Source organism: Acidovorax sp. GW821-FHT09B03 (assembly GCF_059418305.1).
The window spans coordinates 644,496-662,817 of sequence record NZ_JBWKPP010000002.1 but is presented as its reverse complement, the minus strand read 5'-3'; the positions used below and the strand labels follow the sequence as shown (position 1 = coordinate 662,817).

The following is an 18,322-nucleotide window of genomic DNA, read 5'->3' as shown; positions in this document are numbered from 1 at the left end:
AGCGCACAAAGTCCAATGTTTTAATAGATCGACTGGTTGATCTATTAATTACCCGATCCATGCGCACCCTCAATCCCGCACAGCACCAGGCCCGGCGCCAGCACATCCTGGCTGCGGCCGTGGAGTGCTTCATGCGCAAGGGCTTTCATGGCACCCGCACGGCCGAGATCTGTGCGCAGGCCGGCATGAGCCCCGGCAACCTGTTCCACTACTTCCCCACCAAGGAGGCCATCATTGCCGCCATCGTGGAGGAGGACCAGCGCGAGACCGCCGAGCGCTTTGCCCAGGCCGGGCAGGCGCAGGACCTGTACCAGGCGCTGCTGGACATCGTCGACGACAGCCTGGCCCTGCTGGCGGACCCCGTCTACACCCGCATCGGCCTGGAGGTGCTGGCCGAGGGGGTGCGCAACCCGGTTGTCATGGCCTGTGTGGCGCACGGCGAGGCGGGTCGCAAGGCCGCACTGCGGCAGCTGCTGGAGGCGGCCGTGGAGCGCGGGCAGGTGCGCCTGGCCATGCCTGCGGCCCAGGCGGCGGACTGGGTGCTGCTGCTGCTCGACGGCGCCTTTGGCCGCGCCATGGTGGAGGTGCCGTTCGACAGCACCGCCTACCGCACGCTGGTGCTGGCCGCGCTGGCGACCGTGATCGGACCCCTGGCATGACACCGGTGGTCACCCCCGCCCGCGAACATGCCATCGACGCACTGCGCGGCTTTGCGCTGCTGGGCATCCTGCTCGTCAATGCCGGCAGCTTTGCCTCGACCTACTTCGGCCTCGGCGTAGCCGACCCTGCGTTCTCGCGGCCCGTGGACCATGCCGTGCGCTGGTTCGTGGCCCTGGTCTTCGAGACCAAGTTCTACCTCTTGTTCTCGCTGCTGTTCGGCTACAGCTTTGCCCTGCAGATAGACTCGGCCCAGCGCTCCGGCAGCGCCTTCGGGCCGCGCTTCCTGCGGCGCCTGGCGGGATTGCTGCTGCTGGGTGTGGCGCATGCCTGGCTGCTGTTCGCGGGCGACATCCTGGTGACCTATGCGCTGCTGGGCGCGCTGCTGCTGCTGATGCGCCGGTTGCGGCCAGGCACTGCGGTGGTGCTGGCCGTGGCGCTGCTGGGGCTGGTGTCAGCCTGCTGGGGGCTGCTCGCCTGGTTGATGTCGCTGGCGCCGCCGATGGATTGGCCCCTGGCCGAGATCCATGCCAAGGCCCAGCAGGCCGCCGCGGCCTACCGCGCCGGGGCCCTCGACGCCATTGCCCAGCGCGGGCGCGATATGGCCGATGGCGTCTGGTTCGTGCTGGTGTTCGTGCAGGCGCCCTGCGCACTGGCCATGTTCCTGCTGGGGCTGGCGGCCCACCGCTCGGGCTATCTGGCCCGCGCCGTATCAGAGCCAGCGCGCCTGCGCCGGTGGCTGTGGTGCTGCCTGCCGATCGGGGCTGCAGGCGCCTTGCTCTATGCCACGGTGCAGACCAGCATGGTGCGCCCGAGCGACCATGTCTCTGCGGCAGTGCTGGCCGTGGACCTGGCCACGGCACCGTTCCTCACACTGGGCTATGTCGCCGCGTTACTCTGGGCGCTGCAGCACCGCCCCGGCGGCGGGACGCTGGCCGCATGGCTCGAACCCGCGGGCCGCATGGCGCTGTCCAACTACCTGCTGCAGTCTCTGGTGGGTGCGCTGGTGTTCACGGCCTACGGCCTGGCGCTGGTGGGGCGGGTGCCACCGCTGGCGGTGCTGCTGGGCTGCGTGGCGCTGTACGCGGCACAGCTTTCACTGAGCCGCCGCTGGATGGCGCAGCACGCCTACGGGCCGGTGGAGTGGCTGCTGCGCGCCTTCACGCTGCTGCGCTGGCCCGCATGGCGGCGTGCACCCCGGCCGGCAGAATGATCACCGCCCGATGGGCACGAGCTGGTCGTCCGCCATGCCCACCAGCAGGGCCTTGCCGTCCGGCTGCACGCGGAATTCACCAAAGCGCGCCTGCTCCCAGCGGCTGGCATCGCCCTCGGTGAAATACCAGCCATCGGTCACCAGTGTCCACTCGCCGTTCTTGGGCGTGAGCTGGATGCGGAACTCGCCAGCGGCAATGGGGGCATCGTACTTTTCCACACGCTCCCAGTCCACCACGCCGCGCGCATCGAGCCGGCCGACGGCATAGGGCCGGCTGCCCAGCAGGCCTTCCACACCGGCCTCGCGCCGGTCGACACCGGGCATCTGCGGCAGCGTGAAACGCAGGCGCATGTAGTCGCCCTGCATCAGCGAGCGCGGGTCCACCGGGGCCAGGGGCACGTAGACCTTCTGGCCCTTGGCAATCGTGTTTTCCTTGTCGGCGATGCCGATGTTGGCCACAGCCACGGTGGCCACTGCGCTCAAGGCCAGCAGCCAGGGGCTGGCGCGGTGGGCCCAGTGGCGGGCTGCGTGGGCAGGCACCGCAGTGGCGGCAGCACGTGGCGTGCGCAGTGCGCTCCAGGCCAGCACCCCGAGCAGCGCACCACAGCCCACGAGCACCATGGCCTTGGTGGCCAGGGGCCAGGCCAGCAGGTAATAGAAGCCGCCCATGATCCAGGTGCAGGCCAGTGCGGCCGCCGTGGCCTGGCCCCAGCGGCGGGTGGTACCGGCGATGGCCAAGGCCAGCAGCGCACTGCCCAGCAGGGGCGAGAACCAGCACAGCAAGGCCAGCACCACGGCCACCGCGGCGGCGCGGGGCTGGCGCAGCGCCGGCCAGGCGCGCTGCGCAATCGCGGCGGCACCCAGCGCCAGCAACACGCTGCCGGCCTGCACCATCCACCACAGCGCGTAGCCGCGCGGCCCGACCTCACGGCCCACCTCGCGCACAAGTTCGCCACCGATACCGGCACCGAACGCACCGCCCACCAGAAAGGTCTGGCCCGACAGGCCGCAGATGCCCCACAGCAGCACCAGCAGCCAGCCGCAGGCCAGGGGCTCCAGCAGCGCCGCCAGCCAGTTGCCGGCCGTACCCCGGCCAAGCGCATGGCGCTGCCACAGCAGCAGGCCCACCCACACCGCGAGCACGACGTGCACCATGCTCCAGGGCACCAGGGGTGACAGGGCCCAGCGGCCATCGGCACCGGGCCAGATGAGCACGGCAAACAGCGCCGCCGCGCCCGCCCCCAGCAGCACCCGCAGCCAGGGCAAGGCCACGAGCGCGGCCACTGCCAGCGCCACCACCAGCATGACCGCTGCAGCCGGCTGCAGGCCCATGTCGCGCCCGCAGGCAAAGCCCAGCAGGCCTGCGCCGGTCAGCAGCGCGGGGAACGCCAGCTGCTCCAGAAAGATCGGCAGGTCCTTGCTGCGCAGGGCCGCCGTGGCGCCGGCCAGCACCACGGCGCCGATGATGTAGGCACCCGCATCCCGCACGATCCACTCGCTGAAGAACAGGCCGAACATGGCCAGCAACGGCAGCGCGGCCAGCCAGGCGCCCAGCGCCGTGAGCAGCACCACGGGCCAGGGGCGCGCCGTGCCGCCGGCCCGGTTCGCATCGGCCGCAGAGGCGCCGGCCGGCAGGATGCCCTGCTCCACGGCGACCTGCACGATGGTTTCAAGCGCACCGGGCGTGGGCACGGGCGCAGCGGCGCTGGCAGACAGATTCACGGGATCACCGGATACCTCGCTCATGCTGCGTCTCCTTGCTGCTGCACAGCACGGCGCGCCAGGCGCATCACCAGATTCACGGTGGCCGCCAGCAGCCCCGCCGCCACCAGGCCAATGAGCAGCAGCGAACCCACAAAATCCCCGAAGCGGGAAGCCGAGAACATGGCACGCGCCAGCCCGGTCACCAGCAGGATGTTGAGCCCCAGCGCCGCACCGCTGAGCAGGAAGATATCGAAATGCGTGCGCGTGCCCACCAGCGCCGCAGCCGCCGCCAGCAGCGCCAGGCCCAGGCCGTAGTGGCCCGCCACCGGCGAATGGAACAGGCCCCCGAGTGCGGTGAGCGTGACCAGCATCAGCGCCAGCGTGCCCGCCGTGCGCAGCGCCCAGACGCCCGCGCCGGTGAAGCGCTGCGCCTGCGGCAGCATGGCGGCCGCTACGGCCAGCGCGGCGCCCAGGGAGACCAGGTGCACCGTCATGTCCGCGGGCGACACGCGCCAGCTGTGGCCCGTGTGCGCCTGCGCCCACAGCGAGATGCCGACCATGGCCACCAGGGTCCACGGCACCCACACCACATCGCTGCGCACGGCCAACGCCAGGGGCAGCGTGAGGGCGGCCCACACGGCAAACAGCTGCCAGGGATCGGCCCCGGTCTGGTAGGTCTGCCCGAAGTAGGCGAACAGCGCACCCGTTCCCAGCAGCGCCAGCATGGCCAGCGGTGCGCGCGCTCCGGCTCGCAGCGCAGCGCCCGCACACATGGCCAGCACAAAGCCCTGCAGCAGCGCAAAGCGCATGAAGCGGCCCAGGCTCTCCCAGTTGGCCGCGATCCACATCACCAGCCCCAGGCCGCCGAGCGCCGCGGCGATGACCGCCACGGTGCGCCACAGCGTGGTGTGCAGGGCGGCAGGCGGGCGGTCGAACCCCGCCAGGCCCAGCAGCCGGGTGGCGGCCAGTCGGTCCAGCGTGTGCTGGCGGGCCAGCTCGAACAGGGCGGTGCGCAGGGTCATGGGAGGGGCCTTTGGCTCAGGACAGGGAAATGAAGTCGCGGATCGCCATCAGCGTACCGTCTGGCGCCTCGCTCATCTGGTTGTGGCCCACGGGCAGGCTGGTGGTGTGCACCCGCTTGCCGGCTGCGCGCGCGGCCGCCACCAGGCCCTGGGCTGCCTTGGGCGCGGTCATCTGGTCCTGCGCGCCCAGCGCGAACAGCACGGGGCACTGCACGGCGGCAATCGCCTGCTCGCCGTTGGCATAGCTGTCGCAGGCCACGAAGCCGCGGTGGAACACATTCACGGCGCTGTTGCTGCGCAGCACCTTGCGGCCCAGCGCCATGCCCGCGTTGTAGACCCAGAAGCCCGCGCCCGAAGGCGGCGCCAGCGTGCTGCGCGAGAACACGTTGACCATGCGCAGCGCCTTCTCGGGCTCGTTGAGCGCCGCGTCGATCAGTGCGGGCGAGACCTTCATCGGGTAGGCCGTGCCCACCAGCACCAGGTGGCTCACGCGCTCACCCAGGCGGGCCGCGGCCTCCAGCGCGATCAGCGAACCGAAGCTGTGGCCCACCAGCGCCGCGCGCTGCACGCCCGCGGCATCGAGCAGCGCAGCGACGAAGTCCGCCCCCGCCTCGACGCTGGCCGGGGCTTCGCCCGCGCTGCGGCAGTGGCCCGGCAGGTCCACCGCCAGCACGTTCCAGCCATGGTTGGCAAGGTAGCGGCTTTGCAGCGCCCACACGCTGTGGTCGTTGAGCACGCCGTGGACCATGACCACGGTGGGCAGTGCGGGGTTGAACGCCTTGCCGCCGGTGTAGCAGTAGGTGGTGTGGCCGTTGACTTGGATCTGCATACGGATGGTTCCTCTTTGTCTGTCTTTGTTTCGTCGTTCTTGTCGTGCCAGCGCGATGGTCGCCCTCAGCGTGGCGGCACACCGGCGGTCAGGTCGTCCAGCACCTGGAGCCAGCGCTGCGCTGCGTCACGCACCTTGGTGCTGCCGTCCCCTCGGGCCGTGGCCTCGGCCAGCGGTCGCTGTGCGGCGGCCGCGCCACGCCAGTCGTCCAGCGCCAGCACGGCCAGGTAGCGCACGGTCTCGTCGCTGTCGTGCACCACGGCATGGGCCAGCGCGGGCACGGTGCGCGCACCGGCCTCGGCGCCCAGGGCCCGTTCACCCAGCACCATGGCCGCATGCTGGCGCACCGCGGTGAGCGGCGACTGCAGGCCGCGCAGGGCCTCGTCCACCTCGTGCAGGCGCAAGGTGCAGGTGCCCTTGCCGGGGCGCAGCCATTGCTCCACCAGCGGCAGCAGCGCAGGCCGCACGGCGGGCAGGGATTCGACCGGGCGGTAGTCGAGCGGCAGCGGGTCCAGCGCACGGTTGCGGAACGCGCCATAGGGCGATGACAGGCCCTGCGCCACGCACTCGTCGCCGAGCGTGCCCGCCTGGGCCTGCTGCAGCAGCCAGGCGCTGTCGCCCAGGTGGGCCAGCGCACCGGCGCAGATGTTGCGCCCGGCCTGTGCCAGATGGCGCAGGCTGCTGCGCGGCACGGCCCGGAGCACCTGGGCCCGCAAGGCAGCCACCACCTCGGGCGTGGCCGCGCCGATCTCGCCCAGCAGACGCGCGGCCTCGCACTGCGTCTCGGTTCGCACCAGCAATTGCAGCAGTGCCGGGATGGCAGCGGAGCCAAAAGCGCGCAGCGCGCGCTGCGCCGCTTCGCCATGGCGCTGGGCCTGCTCGCGCGTCAGGCCCAGTTCGGGCGCGGGCTGGTGCGCCAGGCAGGCCAGGTGGTAGCGCAGGCGCTCTGCCTCGGGCAGGGCCGCCACGCGCGCCTCTTCGGCCAGGTCTGCGGCATGGCCTGGCAGCAGGCGTGCAAAGGCTTCGTCGCCCAGGCAGCGCAAGGCCATGGCAACGCCCTCGTCGCTGTCCTCGTGCAGCAGCACGGCAAAGCCGGGTGTGAGCCGGTCGGCCACGGCCGATGCGTGCAAGGCATCGCGCAGGCGCTGGCACACGCGCACCAGGGCGTCGATGCAGCGGCGGTCCGCAGCCTCCCACTGCGCCACGTCGCCCCCTTGGGCCTCGGTCGCGAGTGCGGCTTCGGCGGCGGCCATGGCGGCGCTGCCCGACGCCATGTCGGGCCAGCACCAGTCCGCCGGGTTCCAGCGCAGGTCGTAGAGCGTTCCCTCGCCTTCCGATGCCTCGTCCCCGGCCCCGGCCAGTGCGGCCTCGCTGTTCATCGCCACCGTGGGCAGGTGGATGGGGCCATCGTGCTCGCGGTAGATGCCCGCGAGCGCCACGGCATAGACATCGCCGCGCAGCGGGTGCGCCTGCAGCGCGGGCAACACCTGCGCCAGCGCATCGTCGAGCAGCGTCTGCTCGAAGGCCTGCCAGTCCATGGCGGGTGCCGCCTGCGCTCCCATCGCCGGGCTCAGGCCGCCTTCTCCGCGGCCTTGAGGGCGCGCTTGAGGTCGTCGATCAGGTCGTCGGCATCTTCGAGCCCGATGGACAGGCGGATGGTGCCCTGCGTGATGCCGGCGTTGACCAGCGCCTCGTCGCTCATGCGGAAGTGCGTGGTGCTGGCCGGGTGGATCACCAGGCTGCGGCAGTCGCCCACGTTGGCCAGGTGGCTGAAGACCTTGAGCGCCTCGATGAACTTCTTGCCCTGCTCGCGGTTGCCCTTGAGGTCGAAGCTGAACACCGAGCCCGCGCCGCGCGGCAGCAGTTTTTGCGCCAGCGCGTGGCTGGGGTGGGTGTCGAGCATGGGGTGGCCCACGCGCGAGACGAAGGGTTGGCTGGCCAGGAACTCGACCACGCGCGCGGTGTTGCGCATGTGCCGCTCCATGCGCAGCGGCAGCGTCTCGATGCCCTGAAGGATGAGCCAGGCCGTGTGCGGGCTCATGCAGGCGCCAAAGTCGCGCAGGCCTTCGCGCCGCGCGCGCAGCAAGAAGGCGCCGACCGAGCTTTCCTCGCTGAACACCATGTTGTGAAAACCCTCGTAGGGCGCCGTGAGCTCGGCGAACCTGCCTGCTGCGCGCGGGCCATCCCAGTCGAAGCTGCCGCCATCGACGACGATGCCGCCCACCACCGTGCCGTGGCCCGAGAGGAACTTGGTGGCCGAGTGGTAGACCAGGTCGGCCCCCAGCTCCAGCGGTTTCATGAGCCAGGGCGAGGTCAGGGTGGAATCGACCAGCAGCGGCACACCCGCCTCGTGCGCGATGGCACTGATGGTGGGGATGTCCAGCACATCCAGGCCCGGGTTGCCCACGGTCTCGCCGAAGAACAGCTTGGTGTTGGGCCGCACGGCGGCGCGCCAGCCGTCGATGTCGCCGGGCTTGACGAAGGTGGTGGCTATGCCGAAGCGCGACAGCGTGTAGTGCAGCAGGTTCTGCGAGCCACCGTACAGCGCCGTGCTGGCCACGATGTGGCTGCCCGCGCCCATCAGCGTGCAGATGGCCAGGTGCAGCGCGGCCTGGCCGCTGGCGGTGGCGATGGCGCCCACGCCGCCTTCCAGGGCGGATACACGCTGCTCCAGCACTGCGTTGGTGGGGTTGCTGATGCGGCTGTAGACATGGCCGGGCCGCTCCAGGTTGAACAGCGAGGCGGCGTGGTCGCTCGATTCGAAGACGAACGAGGTGGTCAGGTGGATCGGCACGGCGCGTGCGCCGGTGGCCGGATCGGGGGTGGCTCCGGCGTGCAGCGCAAGCGTGTCAAAGCCGGGGTCGGAGTAACCGGGCATCCAATGTCTCCCATGTTGTCGGTGCTGGCAGGCATTGTGGGCTATATTTGATCGGAAACAAGCTGCGCCACCCCGTCCGTGGCCGCCCCGCTCGCCCCATTGGAGACCGATCATGAAAGTCAGCGATATCCTTCGCGTTAAAGGCAACACCCTCTACACAGTCACCCCCGACGAGCCGCTGGCCAACGCCGTGGACATCATGGCCGACCGCGACATCGGCTCGCTGGTGGTGATGGAGCTCGGTGACCTGGTGGGCATGCTCACCTTCCGCGAGGTGATCCAGGCCATCGTCAAGAACGGCGGCAGCGTGGGCACGTTGCAGGTGCGCTCGGCCATGGACGACCACCCGCTGACCTGCACCCTCGAAACCGAGATGGACGAGGTACGCCGCATGATGCTGGACCGCCACGCGCGCTACATGCCGGTGATGGACAAGCGCATGCTCATGGGCGTGATCAGCTTCTACGACGTGGCCAAGGCCGTGGTGGACAGCCAGAACTTCGAGAACAAGATGCTCAAGGCCTATATCCGCGACTGGCCCGAGGAAGAGTCGGGCGGCTGAACAGGTTCCGCCACTCTGGGATAATCGGTCCCATGAGCGGCAACACCATCGGTACCCTATTCGCTGTCACCAATTTTGGTGAATCCCACGGCCCGGCCATTGGCTGCGTGATCGACGGCTGCCCGCCGGGCATGCCGCTCGCCGAGGCGGACATCCAGGCCGACCTGGACCGCCGCCGCCCCGGCACCAGCCGCCACGTGACCCAGCGCAACGAACCCGATGCGGTGGAGATCCTCTCAGGCGTGTACGAAGGCAGGACCACCGGCACCCCCATCGCGCTCTTAATCCGCAACACCGACCAGCGCAGCAAGGACTACAGCAACATCTCCGAGAGCTTTCGCCCGGGCCATGCCGACTACACCTACTGGCACAAGTACGGCATTCGCGACCCGCGCGGCGGCGGCCGCTCGTCGGCACGCCTGACGGCGCCCACCGTGGCCGCTGGCGCCGTGGCCAAGAAGTGGCTGGCCCAGCAGTACGGCACGCAGTTCCGCGCCTGCATGACGCAGCTGGGCGAGCTGCCCATCCCCTTCGAGAGCTGGGACCATGTGCGCGCAAACCCCTTCTTCGCCCCCGTGGCCGACGTGCAGCAGTACGAGGACTACATGGACGCGCTGCGCAAGGCCGGCGACTCCTGCGGCGCGCGCATCCGCATCTCGGCCAGCGGCGTGCCCGTGGGCCTGGGCGAGCCGCTGTACGACAAGCTCGACGCCGACATCGCCCACGCCATGATGGGCCTGAACGCCGTCAAGGGCGTGGAGATTGGTGCCGGCTTCGAGAGCGTGGCCCACCGCGGCACCATGCACGGCGACTCGATGACGCCCCAGGGCTTTCGCACCAACCACGCTGGCGGCGTGCTCGGCGGCATCAGCACCGGGCAGGACCTGGAGATCTCGATCGCGATCAAGCCGACCAGCTCCATCATCAGCCCGCGCGAGTCCATCGACATCCACGGTCAGCCCACCGAGGTGATCACCAAGGGCCGCCACGACCCCTGCGTGGGCATCCGCGCCGCACCGATTGCCGAGGCGCTGCTGGCGCTGGTGGTGATCGAGCACGCCCTGCGCAACCGCGCCCAGTGCGCGGACGTGGTGCGCGAGGTGGCCCCGATCCAGGCGTCGTTCCTTTGAGCTCCGCCGCCCGCACCCGTGGCGCCCGGGCATGCGCCACGGCGCTGGCCCTGGCGGCAGCAGCACTGCTGGCAGGCTGCGCGTCGACGCCCGCGCCCACGCATATCGACATCGGCCTCATCGCCTTCAACGACCTGCACGGCAACCTGGAGCCGCCGCGCATGGCGCTGCAGGTGGCTGCGCCCGATGGCAGCGGCCCGGCGCGCGTGCCCGCGGGCGGCGCGGCCTACATGGCCAGCGCCATCGCGCACCTGAAGACCCTCCACAGGCACCATGCGGTGGTGGCGGCCGGCGACATGGTGGGCGCGTCCCCCCTGGTGTCGGCCTTGTTCCTCGACGAGCCGACCATCGAGGCGGTCAACCGCATGGGCATCGACTTCAATGCCGTGGGCAACCACGAGTTCGACAAGGGCTGGCGCGAGCTGCTGCGCCTGAAGAACGGCGGCTGCGAGAAGCACACCGTGCGCGAGCCCTGCCAGCTCAACCCCGGCTTTCCCGGCACCAACTTCGGCCTGCTGGCGGCCAACACCGCGCACGACGACGGCCGCCCGCTGCTGCCGCCCACCGGCATCAAGCGCTTCACCGAAGGCGGCGTGACGGTCAGCGTAGGCTTCATCGGCCTGACCCTGCGCGGCACACCCGCCATGGTGGCGCCCGCCGGCGTGGCCGGCCTGCGCTTTGCGGACGAGGCCGACACGGTCAACGCCCTCATCCCCGGCCTGCGCGCCCAGGGCGCCGACGTGATCGTGGTCATGGTGCACGAGGGCGGCGAAACCGAGGCCGCCCTGGGCGAGACCAGTTGCAAGGGCCTGAGCGGCGACATCGTGCCCATCCTGGAGCGGCTTGACCCGGCGGTGGACGTGGTGGTCTCGGGCCACACGCACCGCTCCTACCTGTGCGACTACGGCACCGTGAACCCCGCGCACCCGCTGCTGCTGACCAGCGCAGGCCAGTACGGCACGCACGTCACCGACATCAGCCTGCGCGTGGACACCGCCACCCGCCGCGTGGTGCGCAAGAGCGCGCGCCAGGTCATCGTGCAGGGCGAGGGCTTCACCAGCGGCCCCACCACCTTCGCGGTGGACCAGCGCTTCCCCGTCTTCGCGCGCGATGAGGGCGTGCACGCCATCGTGGAGCGCTACCGCGCCGCTGCCGAGCCTCAGGCCCAGCGCCCCGCGGGCCGCCTCACGGGCCCGGTCTCGCGCGAGCCCGCACCTTCGCTCGAAACCTCCATGGGCAACCTGATCGCCGACGCGCAATTGCTCGCCGCCCAGGGCCCGGGCCTTGCCGCCCAGATCTCCTTCATGAACCCCGGCGGCGTGCGCGGCGTGCTGGTGCCCGGGCCCGATGGCCAGGTGCGCTACGGCCAGATGTTCACGGCCCAGCCGTTCGGCAACAGCCTGATGGTGCAGTCCTTCACGGGCGCGCAGGTGAAGGCCATCCTGGAGCAGCAGTTCGCCAGCGGCACCAACACCGCGCAGAGCCCGCGGGTGCTGTCGGTCTCCAAGGGGTTCACCTACCGCTATGACCTGCGGTTGCCTGCGGGGCAGCGGGTGAGCGGCGTATTGCTCAACGGCCAGCCGTTGCGCGCCGATGCGGTCTACCGGGTGGTGGTGAGCAGCTTCCTGGCTACGGGCGGGGATAACTTCACTGTCTTCACGCAAGGCGTGGATGGGTTGGGGGCGGGGCAGGATCTGGATGCGTTGGAGGCTTACTTCACTGCGGCTGGCGGGGCTGTGGTGCCGCCGGCTACGGATCGGATTGTTCGGGTGGATTTGCCTTGAGTTTCCAGTTGGGGTCTGTTCTGACCGCGTGCCCCTGCTGAGCTCGGAGGCCGGGATGTGCGCCCGGCGGCGCACCTTCTTTCTTTTGCGTCGCCAAAAGAAAGAAGGCAAAGAAAAGGCGACCCCGCTGCCCGTGTCCCCACTCGCCTGGCGGCAAGTGGGGCAGCCTGCGATGCTCGGTCCTGGGGTGTGCCGCAGAACTCGCTGCGTTCTTCGAACTCCGCTCAAACAGCTGCGGCAAGCCAGACAACGATGCGCGTGTCCTTCGGCACGCGCTCACCCCAGGCCCTGCGCTTCTCGGCACGGTCAGAAGGGGGTGGGAACGGGCTCCCCTCGGGCCATTGCTTCGCTCGGCCGGTGGTCCTTCGCTGCGCTCGGCTCGCCAGGGCGCTTGCACCGCCCCGTCGGCAGCGCGCAGCGCGAACCGACCCCAGGCGCAGCTGCGCAGCAGCAGCCGTCCCTGACCCCGCTCCCCACCCCTGCTGACTGCGCCGAGAAGCGCAGGAGTTGGGGTGGGCGTGTGTGCCGAAGGACACACACGCTTCGTCCTCTAGCTTGCCGATGCTGTCTGAGCGGAGTTCACCCGCAGGGGGAACGCAGCGAGTTCATCGACACCACCCCAGTTCCAAGCATCGCAGGTTGCCCCCATCGCCCACCGGGCGATGGGGGACGCAGACTGGGGGTCGCCTTTTCTTTGCCTACTTTCTTTTGGCGAAGCAAAAGAACAGTAGGTGCGCCGCCGGGCGCACATCCCGGCCTCCGCCCTCAGCCAAGACAAGCCGCATCAAAGCGAAGCGACACCCACACAACAAAATATCAGAACTCGTAAGTAGCCGAAAGCCAAAGACGCCGCCCATCCTGGCTGTTCGTATAAAGATTCCGATAGTTCACCACCGCAGGCGACCCCGGCACCGTATACGGCGTGTACTCCACAAAATCCTTGTTGAACAGGTTGTAGACCGCCGCGTTGACCGTGAACTGCGGCGTGACCTGGTAGCTGCCCCCCACATGGAACTGCGTGTACGCCTTGAAGTCCCCCAACGCAGCCTTCGCAGCCCGCGTATCCGCCGTGGTCCCCGGATCGCGGAAACGCTCGCTGCGGTACTCCGCACGCAGCCACACATTCCACTGCTGCGAAGGCTCCCAGTTCAGCCGCGCGTTGAGCGCATGCTCGGGCGTGTCCATGAGCGGCTTGCCCACGTTGGGCCCGCTCTTTTGCTCGCTTTGGGTGTACGTGTAGTTGGCCGTGGCCGACCAGGCCTCGGCGATCGGAATGCGGGTGCTCAGTTCGAGCCCGCGCGTCACGGCCTCGTCCACATTGATGGACTGGCCGAAGGCGTCCACGCGTGGCCAGTTGCCGAAGCTCACGCAGCCGGGGCGATTCGGCGCCACGCTGTAGCTGCAGTTGAGCAGGCCCGGGCCGCTGGTGATCTTGTCCTTGAAGTCGTTGTTGAACAGCATGGCGCTGGCCGCAAAGCCACCGGGGCTGTCGAAATACACGCCCAGCTCGGTGCTGCGGCTGGTCTCGGGTTTCAGGCCCGGGCTGCCCACCAGGGGAATCGTGCCCTGGCCGCCAAAGCCGTTGATGCCCGGCGCCAGCTGCTCCACGCGCGGGGTCTTGTAGCCATTGCTCACGCCACCCTTCACGGTCCACTGCGGGGCTGCGTTCCACACACCGTAGACGCGCGGGCTGACCTTGCCGCCGAAGATGCTGTGCTTGTCGTAGCGCGCGCCCAGGGTCAGCTTGAAGCTCTTGGTCAGGCTCCATTCGTCCTCGGCGAACACGGCCTTCTGTGTGAAGGCGAACGTGCCCGGGGCCACGCCGTCCTTCATCTCGGCGTCCCACCACTGGCCGCCCACGGTGGTCAGGTGGTTGCTGCCCCAGGGCAGCATGAGCTTGGTGTCCAGCACCTTGCTCTGTACCTCCAGCGCGCGCGCCGTGCCCTGCACCGCACCGGGGGTGCCGGGCGGGATAGTGCGGCCGATGGTCTCGGTGCGGTTGACCATGTAGCTCGTGTCCCATGTGCCGAAACCGTAACGGCCGGTGTGGGCCAGTGTGAGCTGGTCGCGGTGGTACTTCTGCTCGGGGGCATAGCCGCCCTGCACACCCAGCGTGCCCAGCTGGCCACGCGAGTTGTCGTAGGTCTGGCGGCCGGTGTCCAGGTCGAGCGTGAGGTCGTGGTATTGGTTGGGCGTGAGCGCCAGGCGAGCGCCCAGGGTGTTGACCTCGGACTTGACCGGGTTGGCCCCCATGATGGGCACCACCTCGCTACCGGCCTGCGTCCCATAGCGGATGTCCGATGCACCGCGGCGGAAGCTGCTGCCGCGCAGGGACAGGCCGAGCATGTCTTCCTTGATCGGGCCGCTCAGGTAGAACTTGCCCGAGCGGGTGTCGCCGAAGTCAGACTCCTCCTGCAGCGCGTAGTCCGCCGTGACCGAGCCGGCCCAGGTCTTGCCGACCTTGCGAGTGATGATGTTGACCACGCCGCCCATGGCGTCCGAGCCGTACAGCGTGGACATGGGGCCTCGGATGACCTCGATGCGCTCGATGGCCGACAGGGGCGGCATGAAGCTGGTCTGCGTGCCGCCGAAATCGTTGGGGGTGACGTTGCCGGCCGCGTTCTGGCGGCGCCCGTCGATCAGGATCAGCGTGTAGTCGCTGGGCATGCCGCGGATGCTGATGTTCAGCCCGCCCGACTTGTCGGTGGCCGTGCCGATGTCCACGCCCTCCACGTCCTCCAGCGCCTGCGCGATGCTGTTGAAGCGGCTCTGCTCCAGCTGCTTGCGCGTGATCACGGTGATGGAGGCCGGCGCCTCCTTGATGTCCTGCTCGAAGCCGGAGGCAGAGACGACCACCTCGCGCAACTGGGCCGTGGCAGGCTCCTGGGCCATGGCAGTGCCCCCCGCGCAAACGGCGGCGACCAGCAGGGAAAGGGAAGAAAGACGCAGCGGGCACGCGGCGCCGGCAGGCATGCGGATGGGCATGAGAACAACACTCCAGGGAACAACGATGGAAATCAACGGAAAGGGTCCGTGCCACGCGCTCTGAAATGTTTTGTTCTGCGGCTCAACGACGGTCGACAGCGGCAAGCACTGTCTGCGGTGTTGACTGTATCAATCAATAACAAAAATCGTTGTCATTACCATTCGCGTTCGATGGATTCGCAGGCATGTGCTGCGGCGCGTGTATACGCACGCATGCGATGAGGGGCACGCCCTCAGTACACATCGCGCCGGTAGCGCCCACTGCGCACCAGCTCGGCCATGGGCACGGGCCCGAGCAGGCCGGCGAGTGCCATGTCCACGCCCTGGGCCATGCCCTGCAGGCTGCCGCAGACGTAGATGGCGGCGCCCTGCTCCTCGACCCAGGCACGCACGGTGGCGGCCTGCGCCTGCAGCAGGTCCTGCACATAGACCTTGTGGGCCGGGTCGTCACGCGAAAAGGCCAGGTCCAGCCGCGTGAGCACCCCATTGGCCTGCCAGGCGAGCAGTTCGTCGCGAAACAGGAAATCGTGCGCCGCATTGCGCTCGCCGAACAGCAGCCAGTTGGGACCGGCACCCGCCTGCGCACGGGCCCGCAGGTGGCTGCGCAGGCCTGCAATGCCCGTGCCGTTGCCCACCAGGATCAGCGGGCGCGCCGCGTTGTCCTCCAGCCGGAAATTGCGGTGCGCGCGCAGGCGCATCTGCACGGCCTCGCCCACGGGCGCGCCATGCGTCAACCAGTGCGATGCCAGGCCCGGCGTGCCATCGTCGCGCAGGGCCTGGCGCACCACCAGGTGCACGCGGCCATCGCTGGCGAGCGAGGCGATCGAGTACTCGCGCGGGTGCACCATGTCGCCCGGTACGCAGACCTGCACCAGGTCGCCCGACTCCCAGGCGGCGGCCTCGCCGGCCGGTGGCGCCAGTTCGACCAGGTGCACCGGTGCCCCGGCGCTGCCGGGGTTGAGGTGGCTGCGCGCGGCCAGCGTCCATGGGACAAAGGCCGGGGCCTCCCAGGCGGGCAGCTCGCTCAGGCTGGAGACCTGGGCCAGGTGGTGCTGCCAGGCCGTGAGGGCAGCGGGATCGCCGTTGTCCATCTCCACGCACTCGAAGAGCGGCACCGCGCCGCGTGCGCGCAGCCAGGCATCGAGCTGGCGGCCAAAGCCGCAGAAGTGCGTGTACTGGCGGTCGCCCAGGGCCAGCAGGCCGTACTGCAGCTGCGACAGATCGGCTGCGGCGCCCTCCTCCGAGCCCATGCTGGCCTGCTGGAACGCGGCGGCATTGTCGGGGGCATCGCCCTCGCCGTAGGTGCTGGCCAGGAACAGCGCACGCCGGCTGCGCGCCAGCAGGCCCGCATCGAGCTGGTCCAGCGTGCACAGGTGCACCGGCTCGCCGGCCGTGTGCAAGAGGCGCGCGGTCTCGCGCGCCAGCTCCTCGGCCTGGCCGGTCTGGCTGGCATAGACCACCAGCAGCGGTTGCATGCCTTCGCGCGCCGATGCCAGGGCCTGGGCCTGCGCGGCCTGGGCGCGGTGCCTGCGCCGCTCGCGCAGCCAGATGGCGGCACACATGGCGGCATACAGCAGCACCAGGGCGGCGGCAGCGGCCAGCCGCACAGTGGGATCAGAAAAGTTCATTGAAATTCGGGAAAGCGCTCGCGCCAGGCCGGGGTCACAGTCCACCGGCCCCCCTGGTCCGCGCGCTCGCACAGCAGCGCGGCCACGCCCTGCCCTGTGGCAAAGGCCAGGCCTTCGACCGGCCCCAGCACCGTGAGCACCGTGGCCAGGGCATCGGCGTGCATGCACTCGGGGTGCAGCACCGTCACGCTGGCCAGCGCATGGGCCACCGGCTCACCCGTGCGCGGATCGATGGTGTGCGAGTAGCGCCGCCCGCCATGCTCGAAGGCATGCCAGTGGTCGCCCGAGGTGGCGATCGCCATGTCCTTCAGCGGCAATGCCCGGGCCGGGCCTGCGGCCTCGCCTGCCACGGCCACGCGCCAGGGCTGGCTGCCGGGGCGCTTACCGCTGGCGCGCAGCTCGCCGCCCACCTCCACCAGGAAATCGGTCCAGCCCTGCGCCTGCAGCGCCTGCACCACCAGGTCCACCGAATAGCCCTTGGCAATGCCCGACAAGTCCAACTGCAGGTCGCCAGGCTGCAGCGCCTGCATGGAATCATCGCGCAGCACCAGGCCAGCGCCAGGCGGGCGCAGGGCCGACAACTCCGGCGCCAGAGGCATCGCCGCCGGTGCGCTGTGGTCGGCATGCGGATCGGGCCGCGGGCCAAAGCCCCAGCGGTCCACCAACGCCCCCACGCCCACGTCGAACGCACCGCCGCTGGCCAGCGCCCAGTGCCGCGCGGCCTGCAGCACCGCGCAAAACTCGCGCGACAGCGTGCGCCAACTGCCCGCCGGCGCGCGGTTGAAGCGCGAGACCTCCGACTCCGGCTCCCAATTGCTCATCTGCCGCACGACCAGCGCCAGTGCATCCTCGATGGCAGCGCGCACGGGCGCCAGCGGCGCGAACTGCGGGTTGCACAGGCGCACCGACCAGGTGGTGCCCATGGCCTCGCCGGCCAGGATCTGCAAGGCCGTGGAATCGGCCGCACGCACGGGTGCATGCGGCGCGGCATGGCCGGCACCGCCGAACGACACCCGGGCGGCAAGGGGCGCAGCGCCTGCGGCTGCGCGCCCGAACCCGGGGCCGTAGTGCACCTTGATGGTCATGCGCGCAGCAACCTCACCGTCGACTGGTCAGGGCAGGACTTCGAGCGTGCCCACGTACGACAGGCGGCGTTCCTTGGCCTGGGGCAACGAGGTCTTGTCGTCCTTGGCGTCCGCGTCCACCCAGTACATGCCGGCGGCAGGCCAGGTCACGCTGAACTCGCCCTTGGCATCGGTGGTGGCCTTGATCTCCCCGACCTCGTCGCGGTAGCGCGTGGCACCCGCCACCAGCACCACTTCAAGGTTGGCCGCAGGCTTGCCGTCGACGTGGAAGGCGAAGGTGGCCTTCTCGCCCTTCACCAGGTCGTTGGGGTGCGTCACGGGTACCAGCTCCAGGCCCTGGCCCGTGGGCTTGATGGCGCTGGGCTTGCCGACCGTGATGAAGGTCTCGATGCGGCCGGCGGACTGCGTCACCTTGAGGTCCTGCGCGTCGGCAGGCACTTCGGCCGCGAACTTCTCGGCCGTGCCACGCCAGCGCTTGTTCTGGCCGGCCTTGTCCTTGTAGGTGGCGTTCAGGCCGCTGTTGACCACGGCCAGGTGGTAGGTACCGGGCAGCGTGAGGTTCAGGTCGAACACGCTGCGCAGCTTGCCGCGGTGCGCGTTCTCGGGCTTGATCGAGGAGCCATCGGGTGCCACCACCACGAGGTTGTCCAGGCCCAGCGGCACATGGTTGAAGAAGAACAGGTCGTTGGACACGGCGGCATCCACCGTGACCCACTCGGCCTTGGAGAGCACCGTGGTCGATGGCAGGAGCCAGACATTGTGGGCCTGGGCCGAGAAGGCACCGCACAGCAGGGCGAAGCAGGTGGCGATACGGGTCTTGAATTGCATGGAAGGTCTCCGGGTAT

Annotated in this window: 14 protein-coding genes; 5 read left to right on the top strand and 9 right to left on the bottom strand. The window is 69.7% G+C overall.

From position 1 onward, the window contains the following. Positions 1-59: 59 nt before the first annotated feature. Both AC07PA_RS06330 and AC07PA_RS06325 read left to right on the top strand, forming a co-directional pair. Positions 60-659, top strand: a complete 600-nt coding sequence (locus AC07PA_RS06330; protein ID WP_494610147.1) for a TetR/AcrR family transcriptional regulator — start codon at positions 60-62, stop codon at positions 657-659. After that, positions 656-1,870, top strand: a complete 1,215-nt coding sequence (locus tag AC07PA_RS06325; RefSeq protein WP_494610146.1) for a DUF418 domain-containing protein — start codon at positions 656-658, stop codon at positions 1,868-1,870. Before AC07PA_RS06330 ends, AC07PA_RS06325 begins: the two co-directional genes overlap by 4 nt. Here the strand turns inward: AC07PA_RS06325 and AC07PA_RS06320 are convergent, their stop codons facing one another. The 5 genes from AC07PA_RS06320 to AC07PA_RS06300 all read right to left on the bottom strand — a co-directional run bounded on the left by AC07PA_RS06320 (position 1,871) and on the right by AC07PA_RS06300 (position 8,303). Continuing rightward, positions 1,871-3,616 carry a GDYXXLXY domain-containing protein gene (locus AC07PA_RS06320; RefSeq protein WP_494610145.1) on the bottom strand — a complete coding sequence of 582 codons (1,746 nt, stop codon included), beginning with the start codon at positions 3,614-3,616 and terminating at the stop codon, positions 1,871-1,873. It abuts the gene before it with no gap. Beyond that, entirely contained in the window at positions 3,613-4,596 is a 984-nt protein-coding gene (locus AC07PA_RS06315) for a DUF2157 domain-containing protein (protein WP_494610144.1), read from the bottom strand. The genes AC07PA_RS06320 and AC07PA_RS06315 overlap by 4 nt, the downstream gene beginning before the upstream one ends. 16 nt (positions 4,597-4,612) lie before the next feature. Further along, a complete protein-coding gene (locus tag AC07PA_RS06310; protein ID WP_494610142.1) occupies positions 4,613-5,425 on the bottom strand; it encodes an alpha/beta fold hydrolase in 813 nt (270 codons plus the stop codon). A 65-nt stretch (positions 5,426-5,490) separates the two neighbouring features. Next, the gene (locus tag AC07PA_RS06305; protein ID WP_494610141.1) at positions 5,491-6,963 is read right to left on the bottom strand and encodes a DUF4303 domain-containing protein; all 1,473 of its coding nucleotides are present in this window, start codon (positions 6,961-6,963) and stop codon (positions 5,491-5,493) included. 32 nt (positions 6,964-6,995) lie between these two features. Then, positions 6,996-8,303, bottom strand: a complete 1,308-nt coding sequence (locus AC07PA_RS06300) for an O-acetylhomoserine aminocarboxypropyltransferase (RefSeq protein WP_007858635.1) — start codon at positions 8,301-8,303, stop codon at positions 6,996-6,998. 112 nt (positions 8,304-8,415) lie between these two features. On the opposite strand from AC07PA_RS06300, the gene AC07PA_RS06295 reads away from it, so the two are divergent. The 3 genes from AC07PA_RS06295 to AC07PA_RS06285 are packed head-to-tail and all read left to right on the top strand — an operon-like array spanning position 8,416 to position 11,779. Beyond that, positions 8,416-8,865 (top strand): CBS domain-containing protein, encoded by a 450-nt coding sequence (locus tag AC07PA_RS06295; RefSeq protein ID WP_007858637.1) that lies wholly within the window; start codon positions 8,416-8,418, stop codon positions 8,863-8,865. Positions 8,866-8,897: 32 nt separating this feature from the next. Next, positions 8,898-9,995 carry a chorismate synthase gene (gene aroC, locus AC07PA_RS06290; protein WP_494610140.1) on the top strand — a complete coding sequence of 366 codons (1,098 nt, stop codon included), beginning with the start codon at positions 8,898-8,900 and terminating at the stop codon, positions 9,993-9,995. Next, positions 9,992-11,779, top strand: a complete 1,788-nt coding sequence (locus tag AC07PA_RS06285) for a bifunctional metallophosphatase/5'-nucleotidase (protein WP_494610139.1) — start codon at positions 9,992-9,994, stop codon at positions 11,777-11,779. The genes aroC and AC07PA_RS06285 overlap by 4 nt, the downstream gene beginning before the upstream one ends. 816 nt (positions 11,780-12,595) lie before the next feature. Here the strand turns inward: AC07PA_RS06285 and AC07PA_RS06280 are convergent. The 4 genes from AC07PA_RS06280 to AC07PA_RS06265 all read right to left on the bottom strand — a co-directional run bounded on the left by AC07PA_RS06280 (position 12,596) and on the right by AC07PA_RS06265 (position 18,305). Further along, positions 12,596-14,764, bottom strand: a complete 2,169-nt coding sequence (locus AC07PA_RS06280) for a TonB-dependent receptor domain-containing protein (RefSeq protein WP_494609340.1) — start codon at positions 14,762-14,764, stop codon at positions 12,596-12,598. A gap of 233 nt (positions 14,765-14,997) precedes the next feature. Continuing rightward, entirely contained in the window at positions 14,998-16,392 is a 1,395-nt protein-coding gene (locus tag AC07PA_RS06275; protein WP_494609339.1) for a sulfite reductase subunit alpha, read from the bottom strand. Then, the gene (locus AC07PA_RS06270) at positions 16,389-17,477 is read right to left on the bottom strand and encodes an FAD:protein FMN transferase (protein ID WP_494609338.1); all 1,089 of its coding nucleotides are present in this window, start codon (positions 17,475-17,477) and stop codon (positions 16,389-16,391) included. Before AC07PA_RS06270 ends, AC07PA_RS06275 begins: the two co-directional genes overlap by 4 nt. A 27-nt stretch (positions 17,478-17,504) precedes the next feature. Further along, positions 17,505-18,305, bottom strand: coding sequence for a DUF4198 domain-containing protein (locus AC07PA_RS06265; protein WP_494609337.1), 801 nt, complete (start codon positions 18,303-18,305; stop codon positions 17,505-17,507). Positions 18,306-18,322 lie beyond the last annotated feature (17 nt).